A 15,414-nucleotide genomic window follows, 5' to 3' on the forward strand; every position below is an offset into this window, starting at 1 on the left:
ATATCCAAAAATTAATGACGGAAGTGACGCATAGACGTAAAGACCATTGCGATTCCAGCTTCGTCCGCTGCCGCAATCACTTCATCATCGCGCATAGATCCACCAGGCTGAATCACTGCCGTTGCACCCGCAGCAATCGCTGCTTGTAATCCATCTGCGAATGGAAAAAATGCATCAGAAGCAACCACACTGCCTTTGCTCAACGGTTCGGACAATCCAGCTGCCTCAGCAGCTTCGGCACTTTTATGTGCAGCAATACGTGCAGAATCAACACGGCTCATTTGACCAGCGCCCACCCCAACCGTTGCTTTATCTTTTACGTACACGATCGCATTGGACTTTACATGTTTACCCACACGGAAAGCAAAAATCATATCTTCCATTTCTTGGGCTGTAGGTTGTCTTTTAGTCACTACCTTGAAATCAGAAGGGCGACCATTATCACGATTTTGCAATAAAAACCCACCAGCCAATGTTTTAACCATCACCCCTTGTGCCAATGAATCAGGCATTGATCCAGTTTCCAGCACGCGAACATTTTTCTTTTTGGATAAAATGGCTAATGCATCTGCATTCACTTTCGGTGCAATAATCACTTCACTAAAGATCGATACAATTTTACCAGCTAGCTCTGCATCCAAAGGACGATTCATCGCAATGATGCCACCAAAAGCAGATACTGGATCACAACGCAAAGCCAGATCCCATGCCTCGGACAAAGTTTTGGCACTGGCAACACCACAAGGATTGGCATGTTTCACAATCACAATCGAAGGTTCATCAAACTCTGACACCGCTTCAAATGCAGCATCTGTATCATTTAAATTATTATAAGAAAGCTCTTTGCCTTGTAATTGCTTTGCCGTTGCAACGCCTGGTCGGTTTTCATCATTTGTATAAAACGCTGCTTGTTGATGAGGATTTTCACCATAACGTAACACTTCTTTACGTTGACCACTAAAGACAACACGTTCTGGGAATTGCTCTTGGGCTTCTCTGGCAAACCATGCAGAAATCGCTGCATCATAAGCACCCGTTCTGGCATAAGCTGCTTGTGCCCATGCGCGACGTTGTGCAAAAGTTGATCCACCTGTTTTAGTTAAACTCTCAATAAAAGGTCCATATTGTGCTGCATCGGTAAGCACTGCAACATGACTATGATTTTTAGAAGCTGCCCGAATAAGGGCTGGTCCACCAATATCAATATTTTCAATCACATCTTCTTCACCCGCACCAGAAGAAACCGTTGCTTCGAACGGGTATAAATTCACGCATAATAGATCAATTGGTAGAATACCATGTGCTTTCATTTGATCTTGATGATCTTGCAAATCTCTGCGTCCCAATAAACCACCATGGATTTGAGGAACTAAAGTTTTCACACGCCCGTCCAAAATTTCAGGAAAACCTGTAAAATCAGAAACCTCTATCACTCTAATTCCAGCATCACGAATAGACTTAGCCGTTCCACCCGTAGATAGAATCTCTACATTTTGCGCAGCCAAAGCTTTGGCCAACTCAAGTAAACCTGTTTTGTCAGAAACGGAAATTAACGCACGGCGAACAGGAATAACTTTTTGATCCATTACTCAATCCCTAAAATATTTTATTAATAATTAAAAAAACTTATATTACTTGCTCTTGTGGACGAGCAACCCACCGCCAAGTTTGAACGCCTTGACGTGCTAACTCACGATGCATCACCAAAACAGGTAAACCCGCTTGACCCTTTTTAGGATAAGCAAGGCGTTCTGCTAAATCCTCGACAATGGTTACAGACCGATGCCGCCCCCCAGAACATCCGACTGCAATCGTGGCATATTTTTTACCCTCTAAAACAAAACGAGGGAAAATTAAATTCAACATTTCGTCAATCTGATGAACATATTTTTGATAATCTGGATCTTTCTCTACATATTCCTGAACATCTTTATCCAGTCCAGTCTTTTTAGATAATTCTGGAATATAATATGGATTATGCAAAAACCTAGCATCAAAAACCATATCTGCTTCACGTGGAACACCACTTGGAAATGCAAAAGACATCAAAGTTAAGGTCAGAAGTCCCTGATTTTTATCTCGCCCTAGACTGTAACGTGTTTCTACCAGTAACCTCAATTCAAATGGAGGCAAATCTGATGTATCAATCACTAAATCAGCCACTTGCCTTAACGGCTCCATCAATATAATTTCAGCTTCAATGCCTTCTTTGACCGTTCCACCAGCTGCCATTGGATGACGCCTGCGTGTAGCGGTATAACGGCGTAATAATACGTCCGTTTCAGAAGTGGCGTAAATTAATTGAATATGCAAAGAGGGATTTAATCGTAATCTGGTTAATAACTCTATAACGGTAGCAGCCTCGAAACCATTTGTTCTGGAATCAAGGCCAATAACAATGGGTCCCTCGACCTTGCCAACTATATCGCTGATGACCTGCACAGGGGCATTATCAACCAGCTCATACCCTAAATCCTCTAAAGCACGAAGAATGGTCGATTTCCCAGCACCAGACAAACCCGTTACGAAAACTACGGGCTGTTTAATTATATTTGTATTTAGCACATCATCTTGCATCAGAAAAAATCGATCTTGGTAACACATCAATAAAATGTAATATTAAGCAACAATACGTCCTGATACAATAGAATAGTTATAAAATATCAGTTGAAAAAACTTTCATTAAACACTTCGTAACGAATATCAGCTTTTTCTAATGACGTTGAGTTTCCTCTCTTAATTGAACTATGCTTTAATCATAGAAACAGAGCATAAGAACGTAAGTAACAGAAATCTAATTTGTATTTACCACTCATGTGGATATTAGGGATGATCTTGTTTACAGGTTCGATTGGAATGGGCTACGAACTCTTTGGTTAATCGATCCAAATCGTCACTATGGTACAAATCCATACATTTAAATATATATAATTTTGATTTTGGATGCATTTGTGATTTATAAGTTTGTTTTAGATAGTTTTCAATTAATTTGTCTAGCTTTCCCTGTATTTTATTGGGCTGCCCAAAATTATAATCCATCCACAATTCTAAAAAAAACCCGTTGTTGCTTTTGCGTCCTCATTTAAAGTAGGATCGCGACTTCCAAATGCTTTTTGAAAACAAAGAGTCAAAGCATAATCTTTAAAATTAGAGCCATAGGTACGATACCCAATATCTGCTTTGTCATAATGAATTTGGGTTATTTTTTTCTTCTCTTAAGCTCCCAAAATAATACTTAGTTAATTAGTTTTATTTTCTTATAAAAAGATAAATTTTTACTGAATAACAACGAAACCAAATAGACCACAAAGCTTAATAAGCTAATCCAAAAAGAAACAGGGTAATCCGTAATCCATGCCATGATAATCCCTCCCCATGCTTCTGCAACCGCCAGAAAAATAGACAGGAATATCCCTCGCCAAATCGTTGTGCTCAACTGACGCGCAACCGCCGCTGGCCCTACCATCAAGGAAAATGTTAATAAGATCCCCGTAACTTGCACACATGCAGCCGTAACACACGCAACCAACGCTAAAAATAGAATAGAAACACAGCGCAAAGAAACGCCTTTTGCTTCGGCCAAATCTGGCTGCAAAGATGCAAATAACAAAGGGCGCATAAAAAACAGCATAACGATACAACAAATAATACTTAGAATAATTAATCCATATAACGTTTGTATATTAACAGCAAAGATATTACCAAAAAGTAACCCCGTTACTTGAGAGGCATATCGCGTGTAAAAATGCAAAAATAATAGCCCGAGCCCCATCGAAGTTGATAAGACTAAGCCAATAGCAATATCTCTATCTTTTAATTTCGGACCAATGGCTCCAATTAATCCACCTGCACACAGACTAAATAACAATAATCCCAGAAATGGTGATAACCCGACTAGGCTTGCTCCCGTTGCGCCTGCAAATCCAACATGAGACAATGCATGCCCAGCAAAGGCTTCTCTGCGAATTAATAAAAAATATCCAATCAAACCACAAATAATCGCAACAATACCAGATGCAATAAATGCAGTTTGCATAAACTCAAGAGAAAACATCCTCGAACAAACTTTCAAATGAATAAATTAGCAGGATGTTGTTACAAAAAGATGTTGATCCGTTTTAACAACCTCAATAGGAAACCCATATAGTCCACTTAATACCTCAGAAGTCATCACATGATCAACATCCCCCAAGACCGCCTGTTGATTACCAATGCAAATGACTTGATCCATAATTTTCATTAACGGGTTTAAATCATGCGTTGACAGTAAAATGGTTAATTTTCTTTGTGCTTGCAATTCTTTGATAAGAGATAAAATAAGTTTCACCCACTTGGGGTCAAGATTACTAAAAGGTTCATCCATAATAATAAGCTTAGGATTACCTAATAATGCTTGTGCCAACAAAAGGCGTTGCCTTTGCCCCCCAGACATTTCAGAAAGCGGCGTAAAAGCCAGGTCTCTGGCATGAACCTGGTCGAGAACATTATCAATTTGATATAAATCTTTTTTAGTTAAAAAGGGCAACCCCAATTTATGCCCGTGAATACTTGTAGCAATAAAATCCTTTCCCTTTAAACGAAAAGATTCCATCTCGCGATATTGAGGAATATATCCAATTTGTTTCCTAGCTTTTACAGGTGTTTTACCAAGAATTTTAATCTTATTTTCGGAACACGGGATAATACCTAATAACGCTTTCATAAAAGTCGTCTTGCCCGATCCATTCGGGCCAAAAATACCAACAAACTGATTTTCTTGTATCTGCAGATTAAGCCTAGATAAAATTAAATGTGTCCCTAATCGAATATCAAGATTTTGACATTCAATGACATTCATGGATGTTTACTTTTTAAAGCAGCCTCTACTTTATCCAAAACCTGATTCATCCATTGCTGATAGGTCAAATTCGCTGGCATTGTTTCTGAAACTCCAACCACAGCAACGCCTGCTTCCATAGCAATCTTTTTTAACTGTTGCGTTGCAGGGGTAACCACTTGCTCATTATAAAACAAAATTTGGATTTGATGTGTTTTTAAATCCTGAATAAACCCAGCAACCTGCTTTGGTGTTGGCTCGCCACCGTTCATTACGACCCATTGATAGGGTTCTTCTAACATCTCAAAGCCTAATTTTTGCGCCATTAGCCCAAAAACAGGTTCTGTTGCTGCTACTTTGATATGAACGTGTTTTTGCTTAATAGTCTCAATACGCTCTTTGATTTTGTTTAAATCAGTTTGAAAAGAACTTAATTTGCTTTCAAAAACCAACTTTTCATGTGGTTCAAGTTTTACATAAAGCTGCTCTAATCGCCCAGACAAGGCATCAATTGCATCAACATCATACCATAAATGGGGATTATCACCTTCTTTACGGTTTAATAAAGCTTGCACGGAAACAATATCTTGATGATTAAAATGATATTTTGTTAATAAACGATTCATCCAAGAATCATAACCTAACCCATTCACAATAATCAAATCAGCATCAGCAATTTTCTTGCCTATACTGGGGGTTAATTCAAACAAATGAGGATCTTGATCTGGATTGTTTAAAATAGAATCAACTTGTACATATTTGCCCCCCAGTTGCTGAGCAATATCCCCATACATATTCTCTGCTGCAATCACATGAAGCACTTTAGATACTGGTTCAGCATAAGCAGCTGTACAGCTGCTATATATTATAATTCCTGCCAGAATAATTTTTCGATACTGAGAAAAAAACATATTACTTAAACTTTGACTTCAAATTAACTGTTTAGGTTCCATGCACCCCACATCATTAAACCAAGGACAACTATCAATATTCCATGCAAAATCAAAAGCCATTTAATATTAATAACAGGTACATAATATTTATCCTTTGGTATTTCTAGTTCCCATTTCATAATGAATATCCTTATTAATTTAATCTGGTTAAACTATTCTTATTATTATTTTCAAATACTTTTTTTTAAACTAAAAAAGTATTTGAATTAAATTATCTAGCTTTTAAAGCTGCCTCTAATTGAGGTAAAATTTCAAAAAGATCACCCACAATACCATAGTCTGATACTTTAAACATAGGGGCTTCTGGATCTTTGTTAATAGCAACAACGATTTTGCTATCTTTCATTCCAGCAAGATGCTGAATGGCACCAGAAATCGCCACGGCAATATAAAGCTCTGGCGCTACAATCTTACCTGTTTGGCCAACTTGGAAATCATTACTGACAAATCCTGCATCAACAGCTGCTCTGGAAGCACCAATCGCACCTTCTAATTGATCGGCAATTTTTTCAAGCAATACAAAATTTTCAGCACTTTGCATTCCACGGCCACCAGAAACAACAACGCGCGCACCTTCAAGCTCAGGTCTATCGGATTGAGAAAGTTTTAACTCTTTAAATATTGAAAGTTGCTTTTCAGAAAGTGGTAAATTTTCAATTTTTTCAACTACAGCACTGCCACCTGTTTCTGCAACAGCTTCGAAAGTCGTTCCACGAACGGATAAAAGTTTCTTAGCATCTTTAGAAGCTACTGTCGCAAGTATACTGCCTGCATAGATAGGACGTACAAACGTTGACGTATCAATAATTTCTACAACATCAGAAATCGGTTGGACATCCAATAAACCTGCCAAACGAGGAAGAATATCTTTTCCTTCTGCGTTTGCTGGTGCAATAATAAACTCATAAGATTCAGCTATTGAAGCAATCAAATTTGCCACAGGTTCTGCTGGCATATGCGCATATGCAGAATGTTCTGCAACAAGCAATTTTTGCACACCATTTAACTGAGATGCTTTTTGAGATAAGATTTCTAGATTTTCACCAACAAGCAGTGCATGTACTTCTGTATCCAACTGAGTTGCAGCAGTAATCGCAGAACGGCTAATCGGGCGGATTTTATCGCCTTTTTCATAACTTAATAAAACTAAAACAGCCATTTTTAAATTACCTTTGCTTCATTTTGAAGTTTATCCATAAGCTCTTCAACAGAACTAACAATAACACCCTCACGAACAGAAGAAGATTCCGCTACAGATTTTACTTCTAGACGAACAGCTGTATCAATTCCAAGGTCAGCAAGAGCAACGGTCTCGATAGGTTTCTTTTTTGCCTTCATAATATTCGGCAAAGATGCAAAACGTGGCTCATTTAAGCGTAAATCAGTTGTAATTACAGCTGGTAATACAAGCTCTAAAATTTCTTGGCCATCATCGATTTCACGCGTAATTTGCGCTTTACCTTCAGACAGCTCTAATTTACTAACAAACGTTCCTTGAGCCCACCCAAGTTTCGCTGCCAAGATCTGACCAGTCGCATTCATATCATCATCAGATGCTTGCTTACCCATTAAAACAATATCAGGTTGTTCTTTGGTAACAAAATGCTGTAAAATTTTCGCAACACTCAAAGATTCTAGCGCATCTTCAGAAGTAACTAAAACACCTCTATCCGCACCCATTGCCATCGCTGTACGCAAAGTGTCTTGGCTTTTGGCTTCTCCAATAGAGATAACAACAACTTCAGAAACAATTTTTTGTTCTTTAAGGCGAACTGCTTCTTCAACCGCAGTTTCATCAAAAGGATTCATGGACATTTTAACGCCACCAACCTCTACACCAGAATTGTCGGACTTTACCAACGGTTTAATATTAGAATCAACAACCCGTTTCACCGGAACTAATATTTTCATAACACCCTTTCGTTACGATATTATTAACTAAATTAAAATCTTACATTCCACCTGGATAATTCGGACCACTGCCACCTTCTGGCGTTTCCCAATCTATATTTTGTGTGGGGTCTTTAATATCACAAGTTTTACAATGAATACAATTCTGAGAATTAATTTGCAATTTAGGTTCTTTATCAATATCTACTGCCTCATATACGCCTGCAGGGCAATATCTTGATTCAGGAGATTTAAAAGTCTCCCAATTCACTGTTTTCCAAATTGACATATTTTTTAATTTTAAGTGTACTGGCTGGTTATCCCGATGATCAATATTAGCCAAAAAAACTGATGATTCACGGGTAAATGTTAATTCATCATCTGCTTTAGGATACTCAATTTTTTGACATAAAGAGGCTGCCTTTAGTTTTTCATTATCCCCTAAACGATGATGGAACGTCCAAGGAACCTTACCACGAACCATAGAATCAAAACCTGTATATAATGTCGCAATTTTTGCGCCAAACTTAGCAAAAGCAGGACGAATATTACGGACTTGATGTAACTCTTTGTAAACCCATGATTTTCGCATACGAAACTGGTAAGAGATTGGCTCTATTTCTTGTGTAGTCAACGCTTCAACAATCGCTTCTGCTGCAACCATTCCAGACTTCATAGACGTATGTGTACCCTTGATTTTAGGTACATTTAAGAAACCAGCTGCATCACCAACCAGCAATCCCCCTGGAAAAGAGAGTTTAGGAACGGATTGTAATCCTCCTTCAGATAATGCACGAGCAGAATAACTGATCCTTCTTCCTCCCTCTAGATGATATTTAATCACAGGATGGTTTTTAGAACGTTGCATTTCTTCAAATGGAGATAACCAAGGATTGCTATAATCAAGCCCAACCACAAAACCAAAGGAAACAAGATTATCACCAAAATGATACAACCAAGACCCACCATAAGTAAGATCATCTAATGGCCAACCAAAACTATGTTGTATATACCCTGGTTTGTGCTTGTGTTCAGGAATTTCCCATAACTCTTTAATCCCAATTCCATAGGTTTGAGGGTCAACAGATTGTCTTAATTTAAATTGATCCATTAATTTTTTTGATAAAGATCCCCGACATCCTTCTGCAAAAATCGTATATTTAGCCCTCAATTCCATTCCTGGTTCAAAATTCGATCCTTGACTACCGTCTTTCTCAAGGCCCATATCCCCTGTAATGACACCAACAACTTTGTCATCTTCAATAATAAGTTCCCGGCCAGAAAATCCAGGAAAGACCTCAACCCCTAATTCCTCTGCCTGAGCGGCAAGCCAACGACAAAAATCACCCAAACTTACGATAAAATTACCATGATTATTCATCGCTGGCATCAATGGTTTAATAATAGGTATGGCTGTCGATTTCTCTTCATTAGATAAGTAAAACATACGCTCATGATTAACTGGTGTATCTAATGGAGCATTTCTTTGTTTCCAATCTGGAAATAATTCATTTAACGCGGTTGGTTCAAGAACAGCGCCCGAAACAATGTGCGCACCAATTTCAGAAGCTTTCTCAATCAAGCAAATTTCAACAGACGGTGCCAATTGTTTTAATCGAATAGCCGCAGATAGTCCTGCTGGGCCACCCCCGATAATTAAAACATCAAACTCCATTTGTTCACGTGCGATATTACTCATGCTTCTTTATCCTATTTTCTGCCATAACCATAAATATTATAGGAATTTATGACACAACTTTTAATATAAATATAAAAAAAACTAATAAAAATATAAATTATTTCTAAAATCAATAATTAAATGCAAGCTCATGCTTGGCTCGCCAGCTTTGAGATACATAATTTATAATCAAAGTACGACGAATACCACTCATAGGGCGCTTTTGATACCCATGCCATGTATCTTTTCCTGGAATAAAAAGAAAGGCTGAGTTGAATTTGCCAGAGCTTCGAGCCAATGAATCTCCTTGAGCATTCATAATATCAGTACCCCAACTTTCAGCATCTTCTCCTAAAGATAAAGAAACCAGAAAAGTTAGTTTCTTGGCACCAATATCTGTATGATGCTCCAACCAAAACCCCTCTTTATCCAAACAAAGCTCTAGCCTTAACCAAGTATCAGTAAGATCAGCCCCTGTCATTTGCGTAAAAAGATCTCTTGTTTCTTGAGCTTCAAAAGCTTGTGCTAATGCTGCACAACGTTGATCCTCTTTCTGCTTTTGTGAATTTACAAACACACGGTTTTGATTGTTATTTTCACGTCGCCCCTGAATATCCCCCGATACAGCCTTGGCATCAGGCATCCATTCAACCAAAGAATCACAAACATAATCAGGCAATACATCCTTTAATAACCAGTGTTTATAAGGTTTTGTATATTCTGATGCTTGTCCAATAGAATGGCGCACAAACTGACCAGCATCGCTATTTTGAATACTCATTTAAACATCCCTTTGAACTTATATTGCTTGGGCATGGCGTTGTGGAGCAACACGGTAATAAGTATCAAAAACAACCGCTATATTTCTCAAGAAACAGCGCCCTTCTTCTGTTACTATAATCTTATAGCCCGAGATTTTTACTAAAGCATCTTCTTCAAATGGTTTTAATTTGGCAATTGCTTCATCAAAAAAATGCTCTGGTTTATTATATTGCCGCGTTACTAATTCTAAATCAATATGCAAATCACACATTAATCTTTCTATAACGTGCCAACGCAGCAAATCCTCTTCATCACGCTTCAAGCCACGCGCTACAGGAAGCCCCTCTTGGGTCATTGCTTTTTGATACATCGCTACTGCTGAATGATTTTGCACAATCCCCTGAGGAACAATCGATACTGATGAAGCCCCAACACCTAATAAAGCAGGTGCATCATCAACTGTATATCCTTGGAAATTACGATGCAAAGTGCCTTTATCAGCAGCTATACTCATCGAGTCGTGAGGTAAAGCATAATGATCCAAACCAATCACTTGATACCCTGCCCCTTGCAAAATTTCATCAATAACTTGACGCTGTTGAAAACGCTCAACACTATCAGGTAGCACGTCACCTTCCAATAATGTTTGTCGCTTAAATTTCCATGGCACATGAGCATACCCAAAAACAGCCAATCGATCTGGTTTCAACTCCACAACTGATCGAATCGTTGCCCGCAAGCTTTCAACTGTTTGATTAGGCAATCCATATATCAAGTCAACATTCACAGACTGAATATTATTCTGACGTACAACCTTAATACAATGCGCGGTTAACTCTTTACTTTGAATACGTCCACAGGCTTTTTGCACTTTGGGATCTAAATCCTGCACACCAAAACTGACTCTGGTAAACCCCAAAGGATGCAACATGGAAAAATACTCGACAGAAACATGCCTAGGATCAAGTTCAATTGAAATATCAGCATTTTTTTGAATGTCGAATAAAGAATATATTGTTTGCATTACCTTTTTCATTGCATTCATAGGTAATGTTGTCGGAGTTCCGCCCCCGAAATGAATAAAACTTACTGAACGACGCGCTTGAAGCAACCCCGCCAGTCGTTTCAGCTCTTCACACAACAAATCACCATAAGCACTACGCACCAACTCTTGATGAACGACTTGTGTGTTACAAGCACAAAATTTACATAGCTCATCACAAAAAGGAACATGTAAATACAACGAAACAGGCTCCCCCTCTGGAAGAGCCTGTAACCATTCTTTATATTGGTTAAATCCAACAGCTTCTGTAAACTGTACAGCTGTTGGATAACTTGTATATCGCGGTAGATTTCCTTCGTACCGCGCAAGACGGTCAAAGGAAACACCCTTTGTCATTCCGAACTCCGCAAATGGTTAAAAGCGATACCCAATACCCCCACTAACCACTGTAGGGTTCAAAGAAGTACGAGCATCAATTCTGCCTGGACTGTCATTAAGATGCGCACGTTGATTTAACAACATTTGTTTTGCATCGACATTAAAGAACCAGTTTCCAACAAGTTGATAGTCAAACCCTACATTGAAAGATGGTCCAACCGTGGTTTCCATGCCCAATTTTTGAACAATGCCACCACCTGGTTTAATATTATGCCAGAAAGCAACCGTTAAGCCAACACCAACATATGGATTAAATGCTTTATGTGGACGAAAATGCCATTGTGCAGTAAGTGTAGGAGGAAGAACCCATGCTTTACCAACATGAACATCTCCAGCAGCTGTTCCTTTGGCCCAGATACTGTGGCGAGTACTAGATGCAATCAATTCAAAAGCTAAGTTATCAGTAACAAAGTAATTTGCACTTAATTCTGCCATTACGCCGTTAGATGCTGTAACACGTCCACCAACTGAAGTCCGGCTGCTTGTGTTATTAGCAATTGTTGCTAATGCGCCTAAACGTACAATAAAGTCACCCTTTCCAAGACCAATTTTAGTTACACCAGGACAAGTTTGAAACACACCGCAATGTGGCTTTGGTGCTTTTGGTGTTTTATACATTGGAACATCACGATATTGGACTTTTCCACTCCAACCTGATGCCCAAATTTCTTCTCTCACCATTGGCACTGATGCTGAATTTTGTGCTTGGTTAACAGCTGGACCCAAATTTGTATTTGAGTAATTTTGCGCATAACCTGCTGCAGGAGCAAGCATAGCAGCAGCTATAGCGATACGACTTAATGACTTTTTCATATTCGAAAAACCTTACTGACTTAGCAAAGGAACTATACCTCTTTTTAATAAAATCTAGTCGCTATCTAATCAATCAAAAAAACTCATATTCAGCTTCAACAAAAAAACATGTTGCTTAAAAACAACTGTTTTTCAAATTTAGAAAAACTACTTTCCTAGAGCACCCCTTGAAAACTGCAAAAAAAACAAAAAAAATCAATTTTTTAAAGCATTTTTAATGCATGTTTTCAAAATATATAAAGCGCAAAACGAATCGAAAAAAATGTATCCTATTTACACCATTAACCCACATTGTATCGTGATATATTTATCATATCACCCTAGGCAAGGAAACAATAAAACGAGCACCAACAATTTTTCCTTGCGCATCATGTTGATTGTGCGCCTGAATCGTTCCTTTTAATGCAACAACAATTTGTCTACAAATAGAAAGCCCCAACCCTGAATGTTGTCCAAAATTTTCACCCTCTGGACGTTCTGTATAAAACCGTTCAAAAATACTATTTAATTTATTTTCTGGAATACCAGGCCCCTGATCACTTACAATCAACTCAACCCGATCCTTAGTTGCTTTAACTGACAAAGAAATCAAACCATTAGGAGGGGAAAACGAGATTGCGTTTCCAATAAGATTACGCAAAACTTGTACTAATCGGTCTTCCACTGCTAATACTTTTAAATTTTGCTGATGAGGATCGGAATCTATTTCAACGATAATATGGGGATCATTTGGTTTATATGTTGCCTCATATAACTCGGATAATAATTTATAAATTGGCATCACTTCAACAGCCTCTGGAGTCGTACGAGACATTTCTGTTTCAATGCGACTAGAACTGGCAATATCTGTAATTAAACGATCTAATCTACTCACATCATCACGAACCACATAAAATAAACGCTTTTTATGCTCTGGATCAGAAATTCTGGGTAATAACTCTATAGCAGATCGAATCGAAGATAGAGGGTTTTTTAACTCATGACTGACATCTGCTGCAAATCGTTCAATAGCCCCCATTCTAGTCCATAAGGCCTTAGCACTATCCTGTAATGCCCTGGCCAAATCACCAATTTCATCCTTTCGACTTAACAGCTGCTGAGGAACCATACCTGTTGGACGAACAGAATCGCGCATTCTGTGCGTTGCAATAGCCAAAACCAATAAAGGCCTAGCGATCGTTAGCGACAAATACCAAGACATTAAAACGGTAATGACTAAGGCAAGTAAAAATAAAACTAAAATTGAAGAGCGAACTGCAAATAAAGCCTTATCTACATTGGTTGCCTCTCTGGTTAACTGGATAATTCCAACCGTTTTTCCTTGATGTACAATAGGCTCTGAAATCGTAATTAATAAACGATGATCCACAGCCCTACGAATATAAGGGGGCATTTCTTGACTATTAGGATCATTTGTAAATTGTAAATATTTTTTTACAGCATTGGGTACAGCCTCTGGGTCAGCATTCACTGACAAATTCTTAATTTTCCGTTCTCCAGAATAGGGCATCCAACTTAATAAATGAGTATAAACCTTTTCCAACACAGTATCATATCGTGTATTAATTACCTTCTCATTCTCTGTATTTACCTTATGAAATTCATTTTTATATTTTTTATTATAAGAGGGTAAAGATGATTGCGCTCCCTGTTTATATAAATATTGTTTCTCCTTACCTTCAACACCACTATCAACAACTAACTGACCATCTGGGGCATAAACGCGTGCACGGACATTAGGGCTTGGCTCTGTCAAGCTTAACAACAGAGGCCGTGCCAATTCAACAGATAAAAAATGAATATCTATTGGTTTTTGGGTAAACATCACCTCAAAACCACCCTCAGAGATCATTTGATCTTTAATTTTACGCGTTGCACTTTGTCCCAAGGCACCAGCATAAATCTTCGCTTGCTCTCGCAATGCTGTAACTTCTGTTTCCAAAAGGCTATTTTGAAATTGATTTAAATAAAGGAGTGTTGCTACTAAAACGACCAATGGCAGAGCATTAACCAATAAAATGCGCCGCATTAAAAGGGATGAAAAGCGTGCTTTATAATTTATTTTAGAGGTTAAATCCGCTTTATCACGCCTTAAACAGGAAAAAATATGCTTCATCTTTAATTAAAGTGACCTGACTTATTGATCAGTCTTCCTTATATCGATATCCAATACCGTATAATGTTTCTATTTTATTAAACTCAGAATCAACCTGACGAAACTTCTTACGAATCCGTTTAATATGACTGTCTATGGTCCGATCATCAACATAAATATTCTCACCATAAGCAGCATCAATCAACTGGTCTCTTGATTTAACCAAACCAGGACGCATCGCCAGCGCTTTGGTTAACAAAAACTCGGTAACGGTTAATTGGATATCTTCGTTATTCCAACGACATTGATGACGCAAATCATCCAAAGTCAAAGATCCGCGCACCACCATCCCATTGGCAGCACCTCCCCCTTCTACTTCTATTTTATTTACATCATTACGCCTTAATAACGCTCGGATACGTTCCAATAATAAACGTTGTGAAAAAGGTTTGGTAATATAATCATCAGCACCCAAACGCAAACCCATTAGCTGATCTATTTCTTCATCTTTAGAAGACAACATAATCACTGGCATTTGAGAACGATTACGAAGTCTTTGTAAAAGTTCAATTCCATCCATACGAGGCATTTTAATATCTAGGACGGCCAAATCTACAGGGCGTGACAATAACCCCTGCAAAGCACTTTCACCATCTGTATATGTTTGCACAGCAAAACCATCAGCTTCTAACATCATAAAGACAGAGGTTAAAATATTGCGATCATCATCTACTAACGCAATCACATATTTTCCTGCTTCCATATCGATTACTCCATTCATGAAAATCAAAATTATATATACAAACCAATAATGGCAAAAAATACGCATTACGCCCTAATTACCATATATATTTAAAATAAAAACCATTTAACTTGGTCAGCATATTGTAATTCTTATTTGAATTCCTTGTTATCTTTTATAAATTTTATTAAAATAGAAGTATGATAGTTTTAGATTCTAAATTA

General features: G+C 38.0%; 14 protein-coding genes. All 14 read right to left on the reverse strand.

Going from position 1 to position 15,414, the window contains the following annotated elements; genetic code table 11:
• Positions 1-11: 11 nt before the first annotated feature.
• The gene (gene purH, locus QMN76_RS05595; RefSeq protein ID WP_282024215.1) at positions 12-1,586 is read right to left on the reverse strand and encodes a bifunctional phosphoribosylaminoimidazolecarboxamide formyltransferase/IMP cyclohydrolase; all 1,575 of its coding nucleotides are present in this window, start codon (positions 1,584-1,586) and stop codon (positions 12-14) included.
• Between the two features lie 40 nt (positions 1,587-1,626).
• A complete protein-coding gene (rapZ, locus tag QMN76_RS05600) occupies positions 1,627-2,577 on the reverse strand; it encodes an RNase adapter RapZ (RefSeq protein WP_282024213.1) in 951 nt (316 codons plus the stop codon).
• Between the two features lie 246 nt (positions 2,578-2,823).
• Positions 2,824-3,039: a T6SS amidase immunity protein Tai4 family protein gene (locus QMN76_RS11015; RefSeq protein WP_408869458.1), complete on the reverse strand. Its 216-nt coding sequence runs from the start codon at positions 3,037-3,039 to the stop codon at positions 2,824-2,826.
• A 196-nt stretch (positions 3,040-3,235) separates the two neighbouring features.
• Positions 3,236-4,054 (reverse strand): metal ABC transporter permease, encoded by an 819-nt coding sequence (locus QMN76_RS05605; RefSeq protein ID WP_282065822.1) that lies wholly within the window; start codon positions 4,052-4,054, stop codon positions 3,236-3,238.
• 27 nt (positions 4,055-4,081) lie between these two features.
• Positions 4,082-4,837, reverse strand: coding sequence for a metal ABC transporter ATP-binding protein (locus tag QMN76_RS05610; RefSeq protein WP_282024212.1), 756 nt, complete (start codon positions 4,835-4,837; stop codon positions 4,082-4,084).
• On the reverse strand, positions 4,834-5,727 hold the full coding sequence (locus tag QMN76_RS05615) for a metal ABC transporter solute-binding protein, Zn/Mn family (protein WP_282024211.1): 894 nt from the start codon (positions 5,725-5,727) through the stop codon (positions 4,834-4,836). Before QMN76_RS05615 ends, QMN76_RS05610 begins: the two co-directional genes overlap by 4 nt.
• Positions 5,728-5,980: 253 nt before the next feature.
• Positions 5,981-6,928 carry an electron transfer flavoprotein subunit alpha/FixB family protein gene (locus QMN76_RS05620; protein WP_282024208.1) on the reverse strand — a complete coding sequence of 316 codons (948 nt, stop codon included), beginning with the start codon at positions 6,926-6,928 and terminating at the stop codon, positions 5,981-5,983.
• Between the two features lie 2 nt (positions 6,929-6,930).
• Positions 6,931-7,680 carry an electron transfer flavoprotein subunit beta/FixA family protein gene (locus QMN76_RS05625; protein ID WP_034339832.1) on the reverse strand — a complete coding sequence of 250 codons (750 nt, stop codon included), beginning with the start codon at positions 7,678-7,680 and terminating at the stop codon, positions 6,931-6,933.
• A 40-nt stretch (positions 7,681-7,720) separates the two neighbouring features.
• Positions 7,721-9,358 (reverse strand): electron transfer flavoprotein-ubiquinone oxidoreductase, encoded by a 1,638-nt coding sequence (locus QMN76_RS05630; RefSeq protein ID WP_282024206.1) that lies wholly within the window; start codon positions 9,356-9,358, stop codon positions 7,721-7,723.
• Between the two features lie 109 nt (positions 9,359-9,467).
• The gene (locus QMN76_RS05635; protein WP_034339826.1) at positions 9,468-10,118 is read right to left on the reverse strand and encodes a hypothetical protein; all 651 of its coding nucleotides are present in this window, start codon (positions 10,116-10,118) and stop codon (positions 9,468-9,470) included.
• 18 nt (positions 10,119-10,136) lie between these two features.
• Positions 10,137-11,498 (reverse strand): oxygen-independent coproporphyrinogen III oxidase, encoded by a 1,362-nt coding sequence (gene hemN / locus QMN76_RS05640; RefSeq protein ID WP_282065833.1) that lies wholly within the window; start codon positions 11,496-11,498, stop codon positions 10,137-10,139.
• An 18-nt stretch (positions 11,499-11,516) separates the two neighbouring features.
• Complete coding sequence (locus QMN76_RS05645) at positions 11,517-12,353, reverse strand: OmpW/AlkL family protein (protein ID WP_034339822.1); 837 nt, start codon at positions 12,351-12,353, stop codon at positions 11,517-11,519.
• Between the two features lie 310 nt (positions 12,354-12,663).
• Complete coding sequence (locus QMN76_RS05650) at positions 12,664-14,382, reverse strand: stimulus-sensing domain-containing protein (protein ID WP_408869459.1); 1,719 nt, start codon at positions 14,380-14,382, stop codon at positions 12,664-12,666.
• A gap of 115 nt (positions 14,383-14,497) precedes the next feature.
• On the reverse strand, positions 14,498-15,211 hold the full coding sequence (locus QMN76_RS05655) for a response regulator transcription factor (RefSeq protein WP_034339818.1): 714 nt from the start codon (positions 15,209-15,211) through the stop codon (positions 14,498-14,500).
• Between the last annotated feature and the right edge of the window lie 203 nt (positions 15,212-15,414).

Source organism: Commensalibacter papalotli (ex Botero et al. 2024) (genome assembly GCF_947179115.1).
Classification (GTDB): domain Bacteria; phylum Pseudomonadota; class Alphaproteobacteria; order Acetobacterales; family Acetobacteraceae; genus Commensalibacter; species Commensalibacter papalotli.